Origin of the sequence: uncultured Bacillus sp. (assembly GCF_958411575.1) — a bacterium.
GTDB classification, from domain to species: Bacteria; Bacillota; Bacilli; order Bacillales; family Bacillaceae; genus Bacillus; species Bacillus spizizenii.
This window is the reverse complement of sequence record NZ_CATYRA010000001.1, coordinates 501,192-520,374: the sequence shown is the minus strand read 5'-3', so window position 1 is coordinate 520,374 and position 19,183 is coordinate 501,192. Positions and strand designations below refer to the sequence as shown.

Sequence of the window (19,183 nt, the reverse complement as noted above, 5' to 3'; positions counted from 1 at the left end):
ATATGAACCAGTCAGAGGATGTGTCATTTGGTCAGTCTGGCAATCTAGCATCATATTGAACGACTTATTGACACATTTGTGAAATATTGAACAATATTTTTTTCGTCTATTTTGTGAATTACTGATCAAAGTTTTGGTTCTATTTGTGAAGTAGTGAGCAAAATTAACAGTGTCAACCGGAAATGGAGGAGAAAGCATGAGTGAATTGGTATTAGCCCGCATTCAATTTGCATCAACAACGTTGTTTCACTTCTTGTTTGTGCCGATGTCTATCGGGCTTGTGTTTATGGTTGCGTTGATGGAGACTCTTTATCTTGTGAAGAAAAATGAGCTGTACCTCAAAATGGCAAAGTTTTGGGGGCACTTATTCTTAATAAATTTCGCAGTTGGTGTTGTAACAGGGATCTTGCAAGAATTCCAGTTTGGATTGAACTGGTCTGATTACTCCCGTTTTGTCGGAGATGTATTTGGCGCTCCGCTTGCGATTGAAGCATTATTGGCGTTTTTCATGGAATCTATCTTTATCGGATTATGGATTTTCGGCTGGGACCGCCTGCCGAAAAAAATTCACGCTCTCTGCATTTGGCTCGTGTCATTCGGAACGATTATGTCATCTTTCTGGATTTTAACAGCGAACTCCTTTATGCAGGAGCCGGTCGGCTTTACGATCAAAAACGGCCGCGCGGAGATGAATGACTTTGTCGCGCTGATTACAAACCCTCAGCTTTGGGTTGAATTCCCGCACGTCATTTTTGGTGCGCTTGCCACTGGGGCTTTCTTTATCGCCGGTGTGAGTGCTTTTAAACTATTGAAGAAAAAAGAAGTGCCATTCTTTAAACAATCCTTTAAACTCGCAATGATCGTCGGCCTTTGTGCCGGTCTTGGCGTTGGCCTTAGCGGACACATGCAGGCTGAGCACTTGATGGAATCACAGCCGATGAAAATGGCTGCCAGTGAAGGACTTTGGGAAGACAGCGGCGACCCTGCTGCTTGGACGGCTTTTGCTAAAATTGATACAAAAAATGAAAAAAGCTCAAACGAAATCAAAGTTCCTTATGCTTTGAGCTACTTGGCTTATCAGAAATTCAGCGGAAGTGTCAAAGGGATGAAAACACTTCAGGCTGAGTACGAAAAAATATACGGAAAAGGCGACTACATTCCGCCTGTCAAAACGACGTTCTGGAGCTTCCGCATCATGGTTGGCGCAGGTGTTGTCATGATTGTTGCTGCGTTAGGCGGCCTTTGGTTAAACCGGCGCAAAAAGCTGGAAAACAGCAAATGGTATTTGCGCATGATGATCGCATTGATTTCCTTCCCGTTTATTGCGAACTCCGCGGGCTGGATTATGACAGAAATCGGGCGCCAGCCTTGGACGGTCATGGGATTGATGACTACAGCTCAATCCGTGTCGCCTAACGTAACAGCAGGCTCCCTGCTATTCTCAATCATCGCATTTGGTGTGATGTACTTGATTCTGGGTGCACTGCTTGTCTTCTTGTTCATCCGTGAGATTAAAAAAGGTGCGGAGCATGGTGATCATCATGATGTTCCTGTAACAACAGATCCATTTAGTCAGGAGGTATACCATGGCATCTCTTCATGATCTTTGGTTTATACTCGTTGCTGTATTGTTTGTAGGATTTTTCTTTTTGGAAGGCTTTGATTTCGGGGTCGGCATGGCGACCCGTTTTCTTGGCCATAATGAGTTAGAACGCAGAGTGCTGATCAACACGATCGGGCCGTTTTGGGACGCCAATGAAGTATGGCTTTTGACTGGTGCAGGCGCCATTTTCGCGGCGTTTCCGAACTGGTATGCAACGATGCTGAGCGGTTACTACATTCCGTTTGTCATTGTGCTGCTTGCGTTAATGGGCCGCGGGGTCGCGTTTGAGTTCCGCGGCAAGGTTGATCATGTAAAATGGGTCAAGGTTTGGGACTGGGTCGTTTTCTTCGGCAGTCTGATTCCTCCATTTGTGCTTGGTGTGCTGTTCACGACATTATTCCGCGGGATGCCGATTGATGCCGATATGAACATTCACGCACATCTATCCGATTATATCAATGTATACTCTGTACTTGGCGGTGTGACTGTAACACTCCTTTGCTTCCAGCATGGATTAATGTTTATCACGCTGCGTACGATTGGTGATTTGCAAAACCGCGCCCGCAAAATGGCGCAGAAGATAATGGGTGTTGTTTTTGTAGCGGTTCTTGCCTTCGCGGCCCTTTCTGCCTATCAGACAGACATGTTTACACGCCGCGGCGAGATTACCATTCCGCTTGTTGTTTTGATTGTCATCTGCTTTATGCTCGCGGCTGTCTTTATACGTAAGAAAAAAGACGGCTGGACATTTGGGATGACAGGCGCGGGACTGGCGCTGACTGTAGGAATGATCTTTATTTCATTATTCCCTCGGGTGATGGTCAGTTCGCTTCAAAGCGCGTACGATTTAACAGTAGCTAACGCTTCTTCCGGTGATTATTCGCTTAAAGTCATGTCAATTGCAGCATTAACGCTATTGCCGTTTGTCATCGGCAGCCAGATCTGGAGCTATTATGTCTTCCGGAAGCGCGTCAGCCATAAGGAGCCTATGACTTATTAATGGGAAAAGACCTGTTTCGATATAAAGGAATGAAGCGGATTCTCACCGTGATTACTTGTTTAACGCTGATTCAGACAGCAGCTATTATCATGCAGGCAGAGTGGCTGAGTGAAGCCGTCACCGGGCTGTTCAACGGGGAGAGCATGACCTCCCTATTTCCGGTGATCGGTTTTTTCCTCATCGCTTTTGTCGCCCGGCACGGGGTGACGGTGGCGCGCCAGAAAATCGTTTATCAATATGCCGCCCGGACAGGAGCCGATTTGAGAAAAAGCTTTCTTGATCAGCTGTTCCGGTTAGGTCCCCGTTTTGCAAAGAAAGAGGGGACGGGGCAAATGGTGACGCTGGCAATGGAAGGCATCAGCCAGTTCCGCCGTTACCTGGAGCTGTTTCTGCCGAAAATGGTCAGTATGGCGATTGTGCCTGCGGCTGTTGTCATTTATGTGTTTTTTCAGGATCGCACATCAGCCGTCATTTTAGTCGCTGCTATGCCGATTCTGATCATCTTTATGATTCTTCTCGGCCTTGTCGCGCAGAGAAAAGCAGATCGTCAGTGGAAATCCTATCAGAGACTTTCCAATCATTTCGTTGATTCTCTTCGCGGGCTGGAGACATTGCGTTTCTTAGGGTTGAGCAAGTCGCACAGCAAAAATATTTTCTACGTGAGTGAGCGGTATCGCAAGGCAACAATGAGCACGCTTCGGGTGGCGTTTTTATCTTCATTTGCCCTCGATTTTTTCACGATGCTGTCGGTGGCGACAGTCGCAGTGTTTCTGGGCCTGCGCCTTATTGACGGTGATATTTTGCTTGGCCCGGCTTTAACGGCGCTTATTCTCGCACCTGAGTATTTTCTGCCGGTGCGGGAAGTGGGGAATGATTATCACGCGACGCTGAACGGACAGGAAGCAGGCAAAACCATACAAGAAATTTTGTCGCAGCCTGGTTTTAAAGATGAAGCGCCGCTTCAGCTTGAGGCTTGGTCCGATCAGGATGAGCTGAAGCTGTCAGGCGTGTCAGTCGGCCGGTCGGTGTCCGATATTGATCTGTCATTCAAAGGCAAGAAAAAAATCGGCATTATCGGTGCAAGCGGTGCCGGAAAATCAACATTAATTGATATCCTTGGCGGGTTTTTGGAGCCGAATAGCGGTACGATAGAAGTCAACGGTTCAGAACGGTCCCACTTGCAGGACGGCAGCTGGCAGAAAAACCTCCTCTATATCCCGCAGCATCCGTACATTTTTGATGATACGTTGGCAAACAACATTCGCTTCTATCATCCAAGCGCTTCGGCTGAGGATACAGCCCGCTCAGCTGCCGCGGCGGGACTGGCGGAGCTGGTGGACAACCTTCCTGACGGATTAGAGGGACGGATCGGGGAAGGCGGCCGGGCGCTCAGCGGCGGGCAAGCTCAGCGTGTCGCGCTAGCCCGTGCCTTTTTGGGAAACCGGCCGATTTTGCTGCTGGATGAGCCGACCGCCCATCTGGATATCGAAACAGAATATGAAATAAAAGAAACGATGCTGGATTTATTTGAGGATAAGCTCGTCTTTCTCGCGACTCACCGCCTTCACTGGATGCTCGATATGGATGAAATTATCGTGCTGGACGGGGGCAGGGTTGCGGAAATCGGGACTCACAATGAATTGCTGGAGAAAAACGGTGTGTACACCAAACTCGTGGAGGCACAACTGGGGGAAAGAGCATGAAGAAAGAAGAATGGATTCTGCCGTATATCAAACAAAATGCCCGCCTGTTCGTTCTGGTTATCTTTTTGGGTGCGGTGACAATTTTTTCTGCTGCTTTTCTCATGTTCACCTCTGGTTTTTTGATTTCTAAGGCGGCGACAAGGCCGGAAAACATCTTGCTCATTTATGTGCCGATTGTCGCTGTGCGTACCTTTGGAATTGCACGATCTGTGTCACGATATGTGGAACGCCTCGTCGGCCATCACATCATTTTAAAAATCGTCTCCGACATGCGCGTCCGCCTTTACAGTATGCTTGAGCCGGGCGCTTTGATGCTGCGGTCCCGTTTTCGCACGGGAGATATGCTCGGCATTTTGTCTGAGGATATTGAGCATTTGCAGGATGCCTTCTTAAAAACGATTTTTCCTGCGATCTCTGCCTTGCTTTTGTATGCTGTTTCAGTGATTGCACTCGGCTTCTTTTCTTGGCCGTTTGCCCTATTGCTTGCGTTTTATTTGTTTGTTCTTGTTGTGCTGTTTCCGGTTGTATCTTTGCTCGTGACGAGAGCGAGGAATGCAAAGCTGAAAAGCGGCCGGAATGTGCTCTACAGCCGTCTGACAGACGCTGTGATGGGTGTCAGCGACTGGATGTTCAGCGGACGCCGGCATGCGTTTATTGATTCCTATGAAAAAGAGGAACATGATTGGTTTGAGCTTGAACGGAAAAAACATCGCTTTACAAGATGGCGGGATTTTGCTGCGCAATGCTTTGTCGCCGGCCTTATTTTACTGATGTTGTTTTGGACGGCGGGGCAGCATACAGACGGCGAACTCGCCAAAACGATGATTGCTGCTTTTGTGCTTGTGGTGTTCCCGCTAACAGAAGCCTTTCTGCCGCTTTCAGATGCTTTGGGCGAAGTGCCCGGCTATCAGGATTCCATCAGACGCATGAACAAGGTGGCTCCTCAGCCGGAGGTGTCACAAATCAAATCAGCGGCTGAAACGCTCGATCTCCAAAATGTCACACTGTCATTTCGTGATGTGACGTTTTCTTATGACAACAGCAGCCAAGTGCTGCACAACTTTTCCTTTACGCTGCGCCAAGGAGAAAAAATGGCGCTGCTCGGCCGGAGCGGGTCCGGGAAATCTACATCGCTCGCATTAATCGAGGGTGCTTTGAAACCGGGCTCAGGATCTGTGACGTTAAATGGGGTGGAGACAGCGCTGTTAAAGGATCAGATTGCTGATGCGGTGGCCGTGTTAAACCAAAAACCGCACCTGTTCGATACAAGCATTTTGAACAACATCAGGCTTGGAAACGGAGAGGCAAGCGACGAGGATGTGCGCCGCGCCGCAAAACAGGTGAAGCTGCATGACTACATTGAGTCACTGCCTGACGGATATCATACTTCTGTTCAGGAAACGGGAGTTAGGTTTTCCGGAGGAGAGCGCCAGCGGATCGCACTTGCGCGGATTTTGCTGCAAGATACGCCGATCATCATCCTTGATGAGCCGACAGTCGGCCTCGACCCCATCACTGAGCGTGAATTGATGGAAACGGTGTTTGAGGTGTTGAAAGGAAAAACGATTCTATGGATTACGCACCATCTCGCGGGAGTGGAAGCGGCCGACAAAATCGTGTTTCTCGAAAACGGAAAAACAGAAATGGAAGGAACGCATGAGGAACTGCTGGCGTCAAACGAACGATATCGCCGACTGTATCATCTTGACGTTCCTGTAAAATAGAAGACAGCCCTTAAGGCTGTCTTTTTTTTGTTTGAAATAGAAAAGGGACAGGAAAAATAGGAAGAGAAAGCAGAGGAGGGATAGAGATGAATATTCCAATTTGGACGGAGGAGCATGTGAGGACCTCGCTCTCTGAACGAGAGGCGGAAAGCCATAAAGGCACGTACGGTACGGCTTTGCTGCTGGCGGGAAGCGGCGACATGCCTGGCGCAGCGCTTCTTGCGGGCCTTGGGGCCATGCGGAGCGGGCTCGGAAAGCTTGTCATCGGTACGTCTGAAAGCGTGATCCCGCTGATTGTTCCTGTTCTGCCTGAGGCGACCTATTGGCGTGACGGCTGGCAAAAAGCGGCGGACGCTCAGCTTGAAGAGACGTACCGGGCCATTGCCATCGGACCGGGGCTTCCGCAAACCGAAAGCGTACAGCAGGCAGTTGATCATGTGCTTGCGGCGGATTGCCCCGTTATTTTGGATGCCGGAGCGCTGGCGAAGCGCACGTATCCGAAACGGGAGGCGCCCGTCATCCTCACGCCGCACCCGGGCGAGTTTTCCCGCATGACAGGGGTGCCGGTGAACGAATTGCAAAACAAAAGAGCGGAATATGCAAAGGAATGGGCGGCTCAGCTGCAGGCTGTCATTGTGTTAAAAGGGAATCAAACCGTTATCGCATTTCCCGATGGTGACTGCTGGCGCAACCCAACCGGAAACGGAGCACTCGCCAAAGGCGGAACCGGTGACACACTGACCGGCATGATATTAGGCATGCTCTGCTGCCATAAAAATCCGAAGCATGCCATATTAAACGCAGTCTATCTGCATGGTGCATGCGCCGAGCTCTGGACGGACAAGCACTCCGCTCATACGCTGCTTGCTCACGAGCTTTCTGATGTGCTGCCTCGTGTGTGGAAGCGATTTGAATGATAAAAAGCTGTCTTCATAGAGAAGACAGCTTTTCTTGATAAGTCTGTTTTTTCAGACGCGGTTTCATCAATACATAATAAAGAACAGAAGGCACGGCCAAGCCGATAATCCATGCGATATCTCCGCCTCCAAACATTTTGGCCAGCGGTCCAATGTAAAAGGACGTATTGATAAACGGAATTTCCAGCAAGATGGACAGGACAAACGCAATCGTGGTAATCCAATTGACTTTTCCATACGGCCCGTTCACATCGAACATGGCTTTGACTTGATAGTTTCCGTGGCGGACAAAGTAGTAATCGACTAAATTGATTGCCGTCCAAGGTATTAAGAAATAACTGATGAAAAAGATAAAATTCAAAAACAGCTCCATAAAATTGCTTTGCCCGAGAAGGCTTAAGACGGTGCCGACAAGCGTGACGCCGAGGATCATGATGATTCTGACTTTAGGCGTAACTTTTAACTTCAGAAACGGCTCAAGCGTTGTTGTCGTAGACATGAAAGCTCCATACAGGTTAAAGACATTGATCGCCATTTGCCCAAATAACACAATGATCAGCATAATAAACGAGAAGGGGCCGAACAATTGGACAATCTGGCTGCCTGAGTTTGCCGTAAAGTCAGGAAGTGCTGTCGTCAGCAAAGCGCCGAGCAGCATCATCCAGATGGAGCTGACAGATGTACCTGCATAGCTGTACCAAAATGTTTGAGAAGCCGGTGTTTTAACTGGCAGATATCGTGAATAATCGGCAACATACGGTGCGTAAGCAAGCTGCCACGTCGCGACTGCGCTGACCGCTACCAAGAAAATTGGCAGATCAACCGCTCCGGGAATCCAGCTGCCTGCCGGAATCGGCAATTGGAAAATGAGTATTGTTGCAGCAAAAAATACAGCAAAAGAGGTCCAAGAAAGGATTTTTTGCATTTTGTGAATCAAATCATGGCCGAAAATGGTGAGTAAAAAACATACGGCGCTTAAGACTATAATGCTCCATGATCCCGGGATGGGAACAAAGCTGCTTAAGGTTCCGGCCGCCAGAATCGTGCTGCTTGCGAAGAAACCAAGGTAGATAAACATAACTAAGAAGAGGGGAAGAATCGCTCCGATTACGCCGAATTGGGCACGGCTTTGAATCATTTGCGGGATGCCAAGCTGAGGGCCTTGCGCGGAATGAGACGCCATAAATATGGCACCGATTAAGGTTCCGCAAATAATAGCGGCAACACTCCAAAACAGGTTAAGTCCCATTGCAACGGGAATCGTGCCAGTCACTAACGTGGTGATATGCATATTAGCCCCGAACCATACGGGAAATAAATCTTTCGCTTTACCATGTCTTTCTTCATTCGGAATATATTCAATCGTTCGCCTTTCTACTTTCAATGCATCGTCCTCCATATTGGATGTTATTTAAAATCGACATAAAGTCATAGCTTAACAGACTATGAGGGGGTTTACAAATGCGGATGTGCAGCCAAACGGCCGGGAAGCCTGATTTGTCAATGGCTGAAAAGAATTGTAAAAAAAGATGAACGCTTTTGAATCCGGTGTCGTCTCATAAGGCAGAAAAACAAAAAAGGGGGGATCACGGCCATTGGATACACATGAAGAACACCAGCTGATCCAACAGGCGAAAGGGGGAGACGACGAGGCGTTTACAGCCCTATTCCACTATCATTATTCTTTTTTATATAAATATCTGTTGAAGCTCTCCCTTCACCCTGATCTCAGCGAGGAACTCGTTCAGGAAACCTTTCTGAAAGGATACATTCATTTAAGAAGCTTCCAAGGCCGATCCAAATTCTCCACGTGGCTGATCTCTATTGCTTCGAGGCTCTATCTCGATCACCAGAAAAAGAGAAAGAGAGAATGGAAACGGAATCAGGAGGTTACGGAGGAAGCAATCCGCAAGATCAAGTGGGACGTGTCAGTGAAAGGGGCAGAATGGAGCGAAACGCTTGATCTGTTTTCAAAGCTGGACCCTAAACTGCGCACGCCAGTTTTATTAAGGCATTACTACGGCTATACCTACGCCGAAATCGGGCTGATGCTGCAGATCAGAGAAGGCACGGTTAAGTCCAGAGTTCATAAAGGGCTCCAGCAAATCAGAAAGGAGTGGGACGATGAATAAAGAAAAGCTTTCTATTCATTTAAAATCAGAATGGCAGAAAATTGATCAAACAGCCGATCCCTCTATACCGGATCAAAAAGAGCTGCTTCACCAGCTGTCACAAATGAAAGCTGAACGCAGAAGAAAACTGCTGAAAGAGATCATCTTATTTGTATTCTGCGCCCTGATGGTTGTGAGTGCGGCGATCCTGGCATTCACTCAAGCTCCCGCTGTGTTTATTGTACTTCAGGTTTGTGTGCTTGCTACCCTGCCGATTTTGATTGTGGCCGAGAAAAAAAGACAGCTCGGGGAATGCGAGGTGGAGCGCCGATGACACAAACAGAAATGATCATAACGGCTGCGGCTTATCTCATCGTATTGGCGCAGGGAATCTTTTTATTTATTGATGCGAAAAAACGAAATCGCATGGCATGGGTTTGGGGGATTGTCGGATTGATTCAAGCACCGATGCCTCTGATTTGCTATTACTTTTTTGTTATTAAGCCAGACCGGGAGAAAAAGGGGATCAAGCAATGAATATTTCTTGGGAAATGATTTTGCCGCTGATTGTATTGCAGCTGGTTTTAGCGGTGTTTGCCCTTATCAGCTGTATAAAAGAAGAACGGACGAACGGGCCAAAGTGGATGTGGGCCGCAATCATCGTATGTATCAATATTATCGGGCCGATTTTGTTTTTTACCGTCGGCAGAAAGCAAAGGTAAGCGGATATGCTGTCTATTGAATCATTATGCAAATCGTACCGGCATCATGAAGCTGTAAAGAATGTCAGTTTTCACGTGAATGAAAACGAGTGTGTCGCATTATTAGGCCCTAATGGAGCCGGTAAAACCACAACACTGCAAATGCTGGCCGGACTGCTTTCGCCAACCTCTGGAACCATCAAGCTGTTAGGGGAGAAAAAGCCCGATAGGCGTTTGATTGGGTACCTCCCGCAGTATCCTGCTTTTTATTCGTGGATGACCGCAAACGAATTTTTAACATTTGCCGGAAGACTGTCCGGTCTTTCGAAGAAAAAATGCCAAGAGGAAATTGGCGAGATGCTGCAATTTGTTGGCTTGCAGGAATCCGCGCACAAAAGAATCGGCGGCTATTCAGGCGGCATGAAGCAAAGACTCGGTCTGGCACAGGCGCTGCTTCATAAACCGAAGCTGTTGATCTTGGATGAACCGGTGTCCGCTCTTGATCCGTCAGGGCGGTTCGAGGTGCTGGACATGATGCGAGAGCTGAAGAAGCATATGGCTGTTCTGTTTTCTACACACGTTTTGCACGATGCAGAGCAGGTGTGTGATCAGGTGGTGATCATGAAAAACGGGGAGATTTCATGGAAAGGCGAATTACAGCAGCTTAAGAAACAGCATCAAATGAACGTTTTCACCCTTACAGTGAATGAGAAGCTGAAGGGCTGGCTTGAAGAGAAGCCTTACGTCTCAGCTATTGTCTATGTGAATCCGTCTCAAGCTGTTTTCGAGCTGCCAGATATACAGACTGGCCGGACATTGCTGAGTGATTGTATCCAAATGGGATTGACTGTCACCCATTTTGAACAGAAAACGGAGTCGCTTGAAGACGTCTATCTAAAGGTGGTGCACGCATGAAGGTGATGATAACGCTATTGCAGAAAGAATGGCTCGATGGGTGGAAAAGCGGTAAGCTCATCTGGCTGCCGATCGCGATGATGATCGTGGGATTGACACAGCCGCTGACCATTTATTTTATGCCGGAAATCATTGAACACGGAGGAAACCTTCCTGACGGCATGAAAATCAGTTTTGCGATGCCTTCCGGGTCTGAAGTGATGGTCAGTACGCTTTCTCAATTCAATACGCTTGGCATGGCTCTGGTCATCTTCAGCGTCATGGGCAGCGTGGCGAATGAAAGAAATCAAGGCGTAACGTCGCTGATCATGTCGCGGCCTGTGACGGCAGCCCATTTTATCGTGAGCAAATGGCTCACCCAAAGCGTGATCGGCATTGCGTCGTTTGCAGCTGGATATGGGCTTGCTTATTATTACATCCGGCTGCTGTTTGAGGACACATCATTCAGCCGTTTTGCCGTAAGCCTTGGCCTCTACGCTCTTTGGATCATGTTTATGGTGACTGCCGGCCTTGCCGGAAGCACGATGTTTCGGTCCCTCGGAGCAGCCGCGGCTGCCGGAATCGGGCTGACAGCTGCAGTTTCCTTTGCTGTTTCGCTATTTCCTGATGGTGCGAAATGGCTTCCGGCTGAGCTTTGCAAGCAGGCGGAGCATATCCTTCTTCATGGAGAGCGGGCGGATTTTTTCGGATGGTCGCTCACATTTTCTATTTTGTGTATTGTGCTTCTGGCCATGTTTTCAGTGTGGCGTTTCCGGCGGTATGAAAGCTATTAATTGATCATGTTACGCGTTTGCGCGAGCATCACAAGAAAGGCGGCAAATGCCAGCGACCCGGCTCCATAAAAAACCGCCGCAAGCCCGAAAAGCTGTGCGGTTTTTCCTGCAAGAAGGGGCCCGAGGAAGATACCCAGCGCATAAAATGATTGATAAAACCCCATGGCCGACATTTTTAAACGGGCTGAACTGATATCGACGACCCGGCTTAGCAGCAGAGGAAATACGAAACCGAGCGCCAGCCCGATGCAGGCGTGTGTGATGCAAACTGTGAACAATGTAGCTGAAAACGGAACGAATAGCAAACAGGCTCCGGTGACAGCAAAACTGGAGAGCATCACGAAGTAAGTGATTCGGCTTGTCATGCGCAGAAATACAACGCTTAATGTGGCGGCTGCGTGAGGGAGGAAAAAGGCGCTCATCACCCAAAGCAGCTCCGCGTCGCCCATTCCGAGCTGATTAATGAAAAGTGGGGTAAATCCAAACACTGTCATAAATAATACCGCATGGGCCGTCATGGATAGAATGGTGTAAAGCTTCAGCTTCGGCAGCTGCAATGTGTCTTTGATGTATTGCGGCACACGGATTGTGTCACGTTTCGCAGGCAGAGCCGACGGGTCTTTAATAAAACAGCAGATCACCAGACCGGCGACAGATGCTGCGAGCGCCATCCAAAACGGAACCTGCCTGCCTAAGTGGGCTGCCGCAAGCCCGCAGAACACAATGCTGACAAACTGAGGCATGACGGTGAAAAACTGCATGATGCCCATTGCTTTTGATGCATTGTCATTGTTGAAATAATGCGCGTATAAAATGGTCGCCATCACCCACATAGAGGCGGTTATACCGGCAAACAGCCGTGCAGCCAGCACGAAGAAGAAAGAATCAAACATCAGAAAAAGCAGGCTGCTGAGGATGGAAAACCCAAACCCGGCAATTAACAATTGCTTACGCAGAGAAAACAGGATATCTGATAGAAGGCCCAGTGGGAATCGCAGAAGGATTTGCGTAACTCCGTAGCTGCCGAGAATGATGCCGATTGCGCCGTATGAAAAGTGCAGATCCTCCAAATAAAGACTGAATACAGGCACATAAATATAGCCTGAAAACCAAAAACAAAATACCATGCATAAAAAAACGGCGTGATCTAAAGCGCCGATTGTTTTTTTCTGAGGAATCATGTCCTGCTGTAATTCCATCGTTTTTCTCCACCCCTTTCCTTCCAGTACAACACAATTGTTGAAAGCGTTTCAATAGTAAAATAAAAAACAGGACTTCTAAAAAGCCCTGTTCGTTGTTTTTAATACGGATCAGACGGATGGCTTTCCTGTTCAGCCTGCTTTGCTGCCTGTTCTGTTTCTGTTGTGCCGATCGGTCCGTTGCTATTGTTTTCTGAGACTTTTTTCAGTCCTTCCGCCACACGTTTTCCGTAGTCTGGATCAGCTTTTGTGAAATTTTCAATCATCTGATCCTGGATTTCTTTTCGGCATGTAGAAAGTGTATTAACTAGGTTCGTGATCAATTCGTTCCGTTCAAATTCAGTAAATCTCCGGTACGTTTCTCCGGCCTGTCCGAAGTTGTTCGTTCTGTCGATCGCTTCACGCTTTACATCACCTTCGACATGTGGCGTATGATCTTTTCCATCCTGCTTCGCTTCCTTCAGCCCGCCCATAATCGACGGCTCATAGTTGACGTGCGGGTTTTGGCCTTCTGCTCTATCGACCCGATATTGCATTTGCCCGCCTTCCTGGTTGGTGGCAACATGTTTTTTCGGCGAGTTGATCGGAAGCTGCAGGTAATTTGCACCTACACGGTAGCGCTGCGTATCTGAGTACGCAAACGTCCGCCCCTGAAGCAGCTTGTCATCTGAGAAATCAAGTCCGTCAACAAGCACTCCCGTTCCGAATGAAGCTTGTTCCACTTCCGCATGGTAGTTTTCCGGGTTTTTGTTAAGTACTAATCTGCCGATCGGCTTCCATGGGAAATCGTCTTTATACCACAGCTTTGTCGGATCAAGCGGATCAAAGTCCAGTTCAGGATGCTCATCATCGCTCATGATTTGGGCATACACTTCCCATTCAGGATAATCGCCTTTTTCAATCGCTTCATACAAATCCTGTGTGGCATGGTTAAAGTTTTTCCCTTGAATCTCTTCCGCTTCCTTCTGTGTCAGGTTGCGGATGCCCTGCTTCGGTTCGAAATGATATTTCACGAGGACGGCCTTGCCTTCCTCATTCACCCATTTATAGGCGTGTACGCCCGAACCCTGCATTTGCCGGTAGTTGGCTGGGATGCCCCAAGGCGAAAACAAGAATGTGATCATATGTGTCGCTTCAGGAGATTGAGAAATGAAGTCGAAAATACGTTCACCATCTTGGATGTTGGTCACTGGATCAGGCTGAAATGCATGCACAAGATCCGGAAATTTCAGTGGGTCGCGGATAAAAAAGATTTTCAGGTTGTTCCCGACCAAGTCCCAGTTTCCGTCTTCGGTATAAAGCTTAACGGCAAAACCGCGCGGGTCTCTCAATGTTTCAGGTGAGTGTTTTCCATGATTCACCGTCGAAAAACGGACAAATGCCGGCGTTTTCTTGCCTTTTTCCTGAAAGAGCTTGGCCCGGGTGTATTTTGAAATCGGTTCGTCTCCAAAGCTTCCATACGCTTCAAAATACCCGTGTGCACCCGCTCCTCTGGCATGAACAACCCGCTCCGGGATGCGTTCACGGTCAAAGTGGCTGATTTTTTCGAGAAAATCATAGTTCTCAAGCGTTGTAGGCCCTCTGTTCCCAACCGTTCTCACATTTTGGTTGTCAGTGACAGGGTGCCCTTGTCTATTCGTTAAGGTATCCTCTGACTCGTTTTCCCCGGATGTCTTATGAGAAAGGGTATCCTCGCTGCGTTGGGCATTTGTTCCATGATGTTTATTTTGATGATCATCTTTCATTGTTTGACCCTCCTTTTTTGAACGGTAACAATATTCCCTTAATGGAAAGATTTTAAAACAGCTGTTTTTTTTCATCGGGTTCGGGAATGGTACAATGTACAAAAATCGGTAAAAGGAGGGGTCAATTCGTGACGAGAGAAAAAAATCCGCTGCCCATCACGTTTTACCAAAGAACCGCTCTTGAGCTTGCCCCGGCGCTTCTCGGCTGCCTTCTTGTAAAAGAAACAGATGAAGGCACAGCGTCAGGCTATATTGTGGAAACAGAAGCCTATATGGGCGCCGGAGACAGAGCGGCCCACAGCTTTAATAACCGCCGGACGAAGCGGACTGAGATTATGTTTGCAGAAGCTGGGCGGGTGTATACATACGTGATGCACACCCACACATTGCTGAATGTCGTTGCCGCAGAAGCAGGTGTCCCGCAAGCGGTATTAATCAGGGCGATTGAGCCTCATGAAGGCCAGCTGTTAATGGAGGAGAGAAGGCCGGGCCGGCATCCGAGGGAATGGACAAACGGGCCCGGAAAGCTGACGAAAGCGCTTGGCGTCACGATGAATGACTACGGACGCTGGATCACGGAACAGCCGCTTTACATCGAAAGCGGGTATACACCGGAAGACATTTCAACCGGCCCGCGCATCGGCATCGACAACAGCGGAGAGGCGCGCGATTATCCGTGGCGTTTCTGGGTGACGGGAAACAGGTACGTGTCGCGGTAGCATGTTTAAGCAAAAGACAATCAGGGGAATGGTTGAGAAAAAAGAAGGGAGAATTGAGCTTTGAAAAAGATGATTAAAACCGTTATCAAATGGGCGCCGGTCATTTACCCGATTGTTCGAAAAATCATGAAGGATCGCAAGGCGTCTAAACAAAAGAATATGTCCGCTTCCCGAACAGCCGGCTGAACCCGGCTGTTTTTTATGGGTCAGTTTTCCCTCTAGTCCTCCCGATGTTCATTGACTTGCCATTATAGAATTTATATACATTTCGCATTCCTTCATCATCCTTTCTGCCTATTCACTTTATCCCTGCATCTACTTGATAGGAGGTTTTTCTCATGCTTCATGGGCGACTTCGTGATATTCTGCGCTTGCTGATGGCGGCTGAAACCCCGGTGACAAGCTCGTTTTTTGCCGCGCAATTAAATGTGACGACGCGGACAGTCCGCAATGATATAAAGGAACTGCAAAGTGTGCTAAGCGGCTACGGCGCCTATGTCCAATCGGTAAGAGGCTCAGGTTACAAACTCCGCATTCATGACGAGCAGACATTCAGAACGCTGCTGCAAGATATGTTTCAGCAAAAAAAGAGCCTGCCGGTATTGCCGGAGGAGAGAATGGCCTATCTCATGAAACGGCTGCTGCTGACAGAGCATTACCTCAAGCTCGATGAACTGGCTGAAGAACTATTTATCTCAAAATCTACACTCCAAACGGATTTAAAAGAAGTAAAGAAACGGCTGCTGCCTTACCGCATCGTCATGGAAACACGCCCAAATTACGGCTTCAAGCTGCGCGGGGACGAGGTGCAGATGAGGTACTGTATGGCGGAGTACATTGTCGATGAAAGAGAAACGGAGATTGATGTTCTGAATGAAAAGGCTGATATTTTGCCAAATGAAGAAATCGAGATCATCCGTTCCGCCATCCTGAAAAAAATGAAAAACGACCGCATCCCTCTGTCCAACTTGGGACTGAATAACCTCATCATCCATATCGCTATCGCCTGTAAACGGATCAGAACGCAAAACTATGTATCTCTTTTCCCGGAAGATATGGATCATATCCTGCATCAAAAAGAATATCAGGCTGCCGAAGCCATCGTAAAAGAGCTGGAATCAGCGCTTGCCGTTACATTTCCGAAAGACGAGACGGCCTATATCGCCATGCACCTCCTCGGCTCAAAACGAATGACACAGCCACACTGCGGGGAGGACACATTTTCAATAGACGAAGAAACCGGTCAGCTGACATTTGCGATGATTGAAGCCGTTGATCGCGAACTGAAGCTCGGCATCCTGCATGACAAAGAGCTGAAAATCGGCTTGGCGCTGCATGTGAAGCCGGCGATCAGCCGCAACCGATACGGCATGAACCTGCGAAATCCGATGCTGGCAGCGATCAAGGAACATTATCCTCTCGCTTTTGAAGCCGGGATTATTGCGGGGATGGTCATAAAGGAACAAACAGACATCGACATTCATGAAAATGAAATTGGGTATCTGGCTCTCCACTTTGGCGCCGCGATTGAACGAAAAAAAACAGAAAGCCCGCCGAAACGATGTATCATTGTGTGCGCATCGGGTGCCGGAAGCGCTCAGCTTCTGCGTGAAAAACTCCGCTCCCATTTCGGCAAACGGCTCGATATTCTTGGAACGGCTGAGTATTACAGTCTTGACCAGATGTCCTATGAATCCATTGATTTTGTCATCAGCACCATCCCGATCAAAAAAGAGCTCCCTGTACCAGTGCTGAAGGTCAATACACTCTTGGGCGGAACTGACTTTACAAAAATTGAATCCATTCTGAGTAATGAAAAAGAAAAAGCGGCCCGCTATCTTAAAAAAGAACTCGTTTTTTTCCATAAGGATCTGCACTCAAAAGAAGAAGTGATTCAATTTTTAGGGCAAAAAGCGGTCGAATGCGGCTATGCCGATGAAGAAATCATAGATTCCATTTTTGAAAGAGAAGACATGTCGCCAACGTGTTTTGGCAATCTTGTTGCCATCCCGCACCCGCTCGTTCCGCAGACAAAAACAACGTTTTGGGCCGTCTGTACGCTCAAAAAACCGATAGATTGGGAGAATCAGCGTGTTCAATTTGTCTGTTTGCTTTGTGTTGAAAAGGAGAACAAAGCGGATTTGCAAAGCATGTATAAACTGCTTGGCAGTATTTTGGATGACCCGGCAGTGGTGAACCAGCTGATCAAATGCCGTTCGTATCAAGAGCTTTCGGATGTGTTTGACCAAAAAATGCTGAGCTGACAGCCTGTATATACCTTTTTTCCGTTTCATGCGGAAAAACCTTGAGTGTTTATGAAAGCGATTTCATAATATGATGATATCAACAGCAGGACAAAATTGATCAAAATCTAGGGGGTCTTTTACATGAATATATTACTCGTTTGTGCAGCAGGCATGTCTACTAGCTTATTGGTGAGCAAGATGGAGAAAAGTGCGCAAGAACAAGGAAAAGACTATACCATTTGGGCAGTTTCAGGCGATTCTGTACAAAATCATATTGATAAAGCGGATGTATTGCTTCTCGGCCCGCAAGTCCGTTATATGCTTCCTCAGCTGAAAAAGTTAGGAGAGTCAAAGGGGGTTCCGGTCGATGTCATTAATACCGTCCATTATGGCACGTGCAATGGGGCGGAAGTGCTGAAATCAGCTGAACAGCTTGGACATGTGTCATAGAGAGGGGCGGGCTATGTGAATAAAGTCAATCAGATCTTAGAAGAAAAGGTCATGCCTATAGCGGGAAGAATTGCGGGACAGCGTCATTTGCAGGCGCTGCGTGACGGTATCATCCTCACGATGCCGCTGATTATCATCGGTTCCTTTTTTCTCATCATCGGCAACCTCCCGATCCCGGGATACGCTGAGTTTATGGCAAAAACGTTTGGCAGCTCCTGGTCTGAAAAACTGGCCTACCCAGTTGACGCCACCTTTGAAATTATGGGTCTTGTCGCCGCGTTCGGCATCGCCTACCGGCTCGCCGAGAAATATGGCGTTGATGCCCTGTCGGCCGGAGCCATTTCACTTGCGGCATTTTTGTTAGCAACACCGTATCAAGTGCCGTTCACGCCTGATGGTTCGGTGAAAGAGGTGATGGTCGGCGGCGGAATTCCGCTTTCACTGATGGGAAGCAAAGGCCTGTTTGTCGCCATGATTATCGCGATGGTGTCAACAGAGATTTACCGTCTCATTATCCAGCGCAATTTGGTCTTCAAAATGCCGGACGGCGTTCCCCCGGCAGTCAGCAAGTCATTTGTCGCATTAATCCCCGGCTTTGCTGTCATCTTTCTGATTTGGGCTGCCCGGCTGATTGTTGAAGCGACGCCATTTGAAAGCCTTCATAATATTGTAAGCGTTTTACTGGGTACGCCGCTTTCCATTCTGGGCGGAAGCCTCGGGGGGAGCCTTGTCGCAGAAGCTGTGAAAATGCTTTTATGGGCCTGCGGTCTTCACGGCGCCAACATTGTCGGCGGCGTCATGGCACCGATTTGGTTTGGCGCCATGGATGCCAATCGGATCGCCTTCCAAGCTGGTGAGGCATTGCCAAACATTTTCACCCAGCAATTTTTCGAAATCTGGATCAATATCGGCGGAAGCGGCGCGACTTTGGCGCTGGTTGTCACGATGTTCCTGCGTGCCCGAAGCAAACAAATGAAGCAGCTCGGAAAGCTTGCGATCGGCCCGGCCATCTTCAATATTAACGAACCGATTATTTTCGGAATGCCGATTGTTATGAATCCGATGCTTTTACTTCCGTTTATCATCACGCCGCTTATCACACTGACAATCACTTACATCGGAATGAGCACCGGACTTGTCGCCAAACCGGCGGGGATCGCAGTGCCGTGGACCATGCCGCCGATCTTTTCAGGCTACTTGGCGACAGGAGGGAAAGTTTCAGGCGCGGTCATGCAAGCCATTAATATCGCCGTATCCTTTGTTGTCTACTATCCGTTCTTCAGAATGTGGGATAAGCAGAAGCTGAAAGAAGAAAACGATTTGGAGCTGGTCCAAACGCCTGCAGCATCAAATGACAAGGAAGCGGCTCTATAGTGA

The 19,183-nt window shown here is 48.2% G+C and carries 18 protein-coding genes and 1 pseudogene; 16 read left to right on the top strand and 3 right to left on the bottom strand.

What is annotated here, in order from left to right:
* Positions 1 to 196 precede the first annotated feature (196 nt).
* From cydA to Q5C82_RS02560, 5 genes are all read left to right on the top strand, one after another.
* On the top strand, positions 197 to 1,603 hold the full coding sequence (cydA, locus tag Q5C82_RS02580) for a cytochrome ubiquinol oxidase subunit I (protein ID WP_003218788.1): 1,407 nt from the start codon (positions 197 to 199) through the stop codon (positions 1,601 to 1,603).
* Positions 1,587 to 2,603 carry a cytochrome d ubiquinol oxidase subunit II gene (cydB, locus tag Q5C82_RS02575; RefSeq protein WP_003218786.1) on the top strand — a complete coding sequence of 339 codons (1,017 nt, stop codon included), beginning with the start codon at positions 1,587 to 1,589 and terminating at the stop codon, positions 2,601 to 2,603. The genes cydA and cydB overlap by 17 nt, the downstream gene beginning before the upstream one ends.
* On the top strand, positions 2,603 to 4,306 hold the full coding sequence (gene cydD, locus Q5C82_RS02570) for a thiol reductant ABC exporter subunit CydD (protein ID WP_003218784.1): 1,704 nt from the start codon (positions 2,603 to 2,605) through the stop codon (positions 4,304 to 4,306). The genes cydB and cydD overlap by 1 nt, the downstream gene beginning before the upstream one ends.
* Complete coding sequence (gene cydC, locus Q5C82_RS02565) at positions 4,303 to 6,030, top strand: thiol reductant ABC exporter subunit CydC (protein ID WP_003218782.1); 1,728 nt, start codon at positions 4,303 to 4,305, stop codon at positions 6,028 to 6,030. The genes cydD and cydC overlap by 4 nt, the downstream gene beginning before the upstream one ends.
* Positions 6,031 to 6,116: 86 nt before the next feature.
* The gene (locus tag Q5C82_RS02560) at positions 6,117 to 6,947 is read left to right on the top strand and encodes an NAD(P)H-hydrate dehydratase (RefSeq protein ID WP_003218781.1); all 831 of its coding nucleotides are present in this window, start codon (positions 6,117 to 6,119) and stop codon (positions 6,945 to 6,947) included.
* A 13-nt stretch (positions 6,948 to 6,960) separates the two neighbouring features.
* On the opposite strand, the gene Q5C82_RS02555 is transcribed toward Q5C82_RS02560, so the two are convergent.
* Entirely contained in the window at positions 6,961 to 8,331 is a 1,371-nt protein-coding gene (locus Q5C82_RS02555) for a cytosine permease (RefSeq protein WP_003218779.1), read from the bottom strand.
* Positions 8,332 to 8,542: 211 nt separating this feature from the next.
* On the opposite strand from Q5C82_RS02555, the gene sigY reads away from it, so the two are divergent.
* The 6 genes from sigY to Q5C82_RS02525 are packed head-to-tail and all read left to right on the top strand — an operon-like array spanning position 8,543 to position 11,447.
* Positions 8,543 to 9,079 (top strand): RNA polymerase sigma factor SigY, encoded by a 537-nt coding sequence (gene sigY / locus Q5C82_RS02550; RefSeq protein ID WP_003218777.1) that lies wholly within the window; start codon positions 8,543 to 8,545, stop codon positions 9,077 to 9,079.
* On the top strand, positions 9,072 to 9,392 hold the full coding sequence (locus Q5C82_RS02545) for a YxlC family protein (protein WP_003218775.1): 321 nt from the start codon (positions 9,072 to 9,074) through the stop codon (positions 9,390 to 9,392). Before sigY ends, Q5C82_RS02545 begins: the two co-directional genes overlap by 8 nt.
* On the top strand, positions 9,389 to 9,595 hold the full coding sequence (yxlD, locus tag Q5C82_RS02540; protein ID WP_003218774.1) for a sigma Y negative regulator YxlD: 207 nt from the start codon (positions 9,389 to 9,391) through the stop codon (positions 9,593 to 9,595). Before Q5C82_RS02545 ends, yxlD begins: the two co-directional genes overlap by 4 nt.
* Complete coding sequence (gene yxlE / locus Q5C82_RS02535; RefSeq protein ID WP_003218770.1) at positions 9,592 to 9,780, top strand: sigma Y negative regulator YxlE; 189 nt, start codon at positions 9,592 to 9,594, stop codon at positions 9,778 to 9,780. The genes yxlD and yxlE overlap by 4 nt, the downstream gene beginning before the upstream one ends.
* A gap of 6 nt (positions 9,781 to 9,786) precedes the next feature.
* A complete protein-coding gene (locus Q5C82_RS02530) occupies positions 9,787 to 10,674 on the top strand; it encodes an ABC transporter ATP-binding protein (protein WP_003218768.1) in 888 nt (295 codons plus the stop codon).
* Positions 10,671 to 11,447: an ABC transporter permease gene (locus Q5C82_RS02525; RefSeq protein ID WP_003218767.1), complete on the top strand. Its 777-nt coding sequence runs from the start codon at positions 10,671 to 10,673 to the stop codon at positions 11,445 to 11,447. The genes Q5C82_RS02530 and Q5C82_RS02525 overlap by 4 nt, the downstream gene beginning before the upstream one ends.
* Here the strand turns inward: Q5C82_RS02525 and Q5C82_RS02520 are convergent.
* Positions 11,444 to 12,646: an MFS transporter gene (locus Q5C82_RS02520; protein WP_003218765.1), complete on the bottom strand. Its 1,203-nt coding sequence runs from the start codon at positions 12,644 to 12,646 to the stop codon at positions 11,444 to 11,446. The two genes, Q5C82_RS02525 and Q5C82_RS02520, sit on opposite strands and share 4 nt — an antisense overlap.
* Before the next feature lie 101 nt (positions 12,647 to 12,747).
* Complete coding sequence (katX, locus tag Q5C82_RS02515; protein WP_003218763.1) at positions 12,748 to 14,391, bottom strand: catalase KatX; 1,644 nt, start codon at positions 14,389 to 14,391, stop codon at positions 12,748 to 12,750.
* A 128-nt stretch (positions 14,392 to 14,519) separates the two neighbouring features.
* Here katX and Q5C82_RS02510 point away from each other — a divergent pair, with 128 nt between their 5' ends.
* The 5 genes and pseudogenes from Q5C82_RS02510 (at position 14,520) to licC (ending at position 19,180) form a co-directional block, all read left to right on the top strand.
* Positions 14,520 to 15,110: a DNA-3-methyladenine glycosylase gene (locus Q5C82_RS02510; protein WP_003218761.1), complete on the top strand. Its 591-nt coding sequence runs from the start codon at positions 14,520 to 14,522 to the stop codon at positions 15,108 to 15,110.
* A gap of 28 nt (positions 15,111 to 15,138) precedes the next feature.
* Positions 15,139 to 15,296 (top strand): annotated as a pseudogene (locus Q5C82_RS02505) (hypothetical protein).
* 152 nt (positions 15,297 to 15,448) lie between these two features.
* Positions 15,449 to 17,374 carry a transcriptional regulator LicR gene (licR, locus tag Q5C82_RS02500; RefSeq protein WP_003218756.1) on the top strand — a complete coding sequence of 642 codons (1,926 nt, stop codon included), beginning with the start codon at positions 15,449 to 15,451 and terminating at the stop codon, positions 17,372 to 17,374.
* A gap of 123 nt (positions 17,375 to 17,497) precedes the next feature.
* On the top strand, positions 17,498 to 17,806 hold the full coding sequence (gene licB, locus Q5C82_RS02495) for a PTS lichenan transporter subunit IIB (protein WP_003218755.1): 309 nt from the start codon (positions 17,498 to 17,500) through the stop codon (positions 17,804 to 17,806).
* A gap of 15 nt (positions 17,807 to 17,821) precedes the next feature.
* Positions 17,822 to 19,180, top strand: a complete 1,359-nt coding sequence (gene licC, locus Q5C82_RS02490; RefSeq protein ID WP_003218750.1) for a PTS lichenan transporter subunit IIC — start codon at positions 17,822 to 17,824, stop codon at positions 19,178 to 19,180.
* Positions 19,181 to 19,183: the final 3 nt, after the last annotated feature.

Excerpts from the sequence above, each read along its gene's own strand:
- cydA (WP_003218788.1), top strand. The coding sequence starts at position 197 with ATGAGTGAATTGGTATTAGCCCGCATTCAATTTGCATCAACAACGTTG.
- cydB (WP_003218786.1), top strand. The coding sequence starts at position 1,587 with ATGGCATCTCTTCATGATCTTTGGTTTATACTCGTTGCTGTATTGTTT.
- cydD (WP_003218784.1), top strand. The coding sequence starts at position 2,603 with ATGGGAAAAGACCTGTTTCGATATAAAGGAATGAAGCGGATTCTCACC.
- cydC (WP_003218782.1), top strand. The coding sequence starts at position 4,303 with ATGAAGAAAGAAGAATGGATTCTGCCGTATATCAAACAAAATGCCCGC.
- Q5C82_RS02560 (WP_003218781.1), top strand. The coding sequence starts at position 6,117 with ATGAATATTCCAATTTGGACGGAGGAGCATGTGAGGACCTCGCTCTCT.
- Q5C82_RS02545 (WP_003218775.1), top strand. The coding sequence starts at position 9,072 with ATGAATAAAGAAAAGCTTTCTATTCATTTAAAATCAGAATGGCAGAAA.
- yxlD (WP_003218774.1), top strand. The coding sequence starts at position 9,389 with ATGACACAAACAGAAATGATCATAACGGCTGCGGCTTATCTCATCGTA.
- yxlE (WP_003218770.1), top strand. The coding sequence starts at position 9,592 with ATGAATATTTCTTGGGAAATGATTTTGCCGCTGATTGTATTGCAGCTG.
- Q5C82_RS02530 (WP_003218768.1), top strand. The coding sequence starts at position 9,787 with ATGCTGTCTATTGAATCATTATGCAAATCGTACCGGCATCATGAAGCT.
- Q5C82_RS02525 (WP_003218767.1), top strand. The coding sequence starts at position 10,671 with ATGAAGGTGATGATAACGCTATTGCAGAAAGAATGGCTCGATGGGTGG.
- Q5C82_RS02520 (WP_003218765.1), bottom strand. The coding sequence starts at position 12,646 with ATGGAATTACAGCAGGACATGATTCCTCAGAAAAAAACAATCGGCGCT.
- katX (WP_003218763.1), bottom strand. The coding sequence starts at position 14,391 with ATGAAAGATGATCATCAAAATAAACATCATGGAACAAATGCCCAACGC.
- licR (WP_003218756.1), top strand. The coding sequence starts at position 15,449 with ATGCTTCATGGGCGACTTCGTGATATTCTGCGCTTGCTGATGGCGGCT.
- licB (WP_003218755.1), top strand. The coding sequence starts at position 17,498 with ATGAATATATTACTCGTTTGTGCAGCAGGCATGTCTACTAGCTTATTG.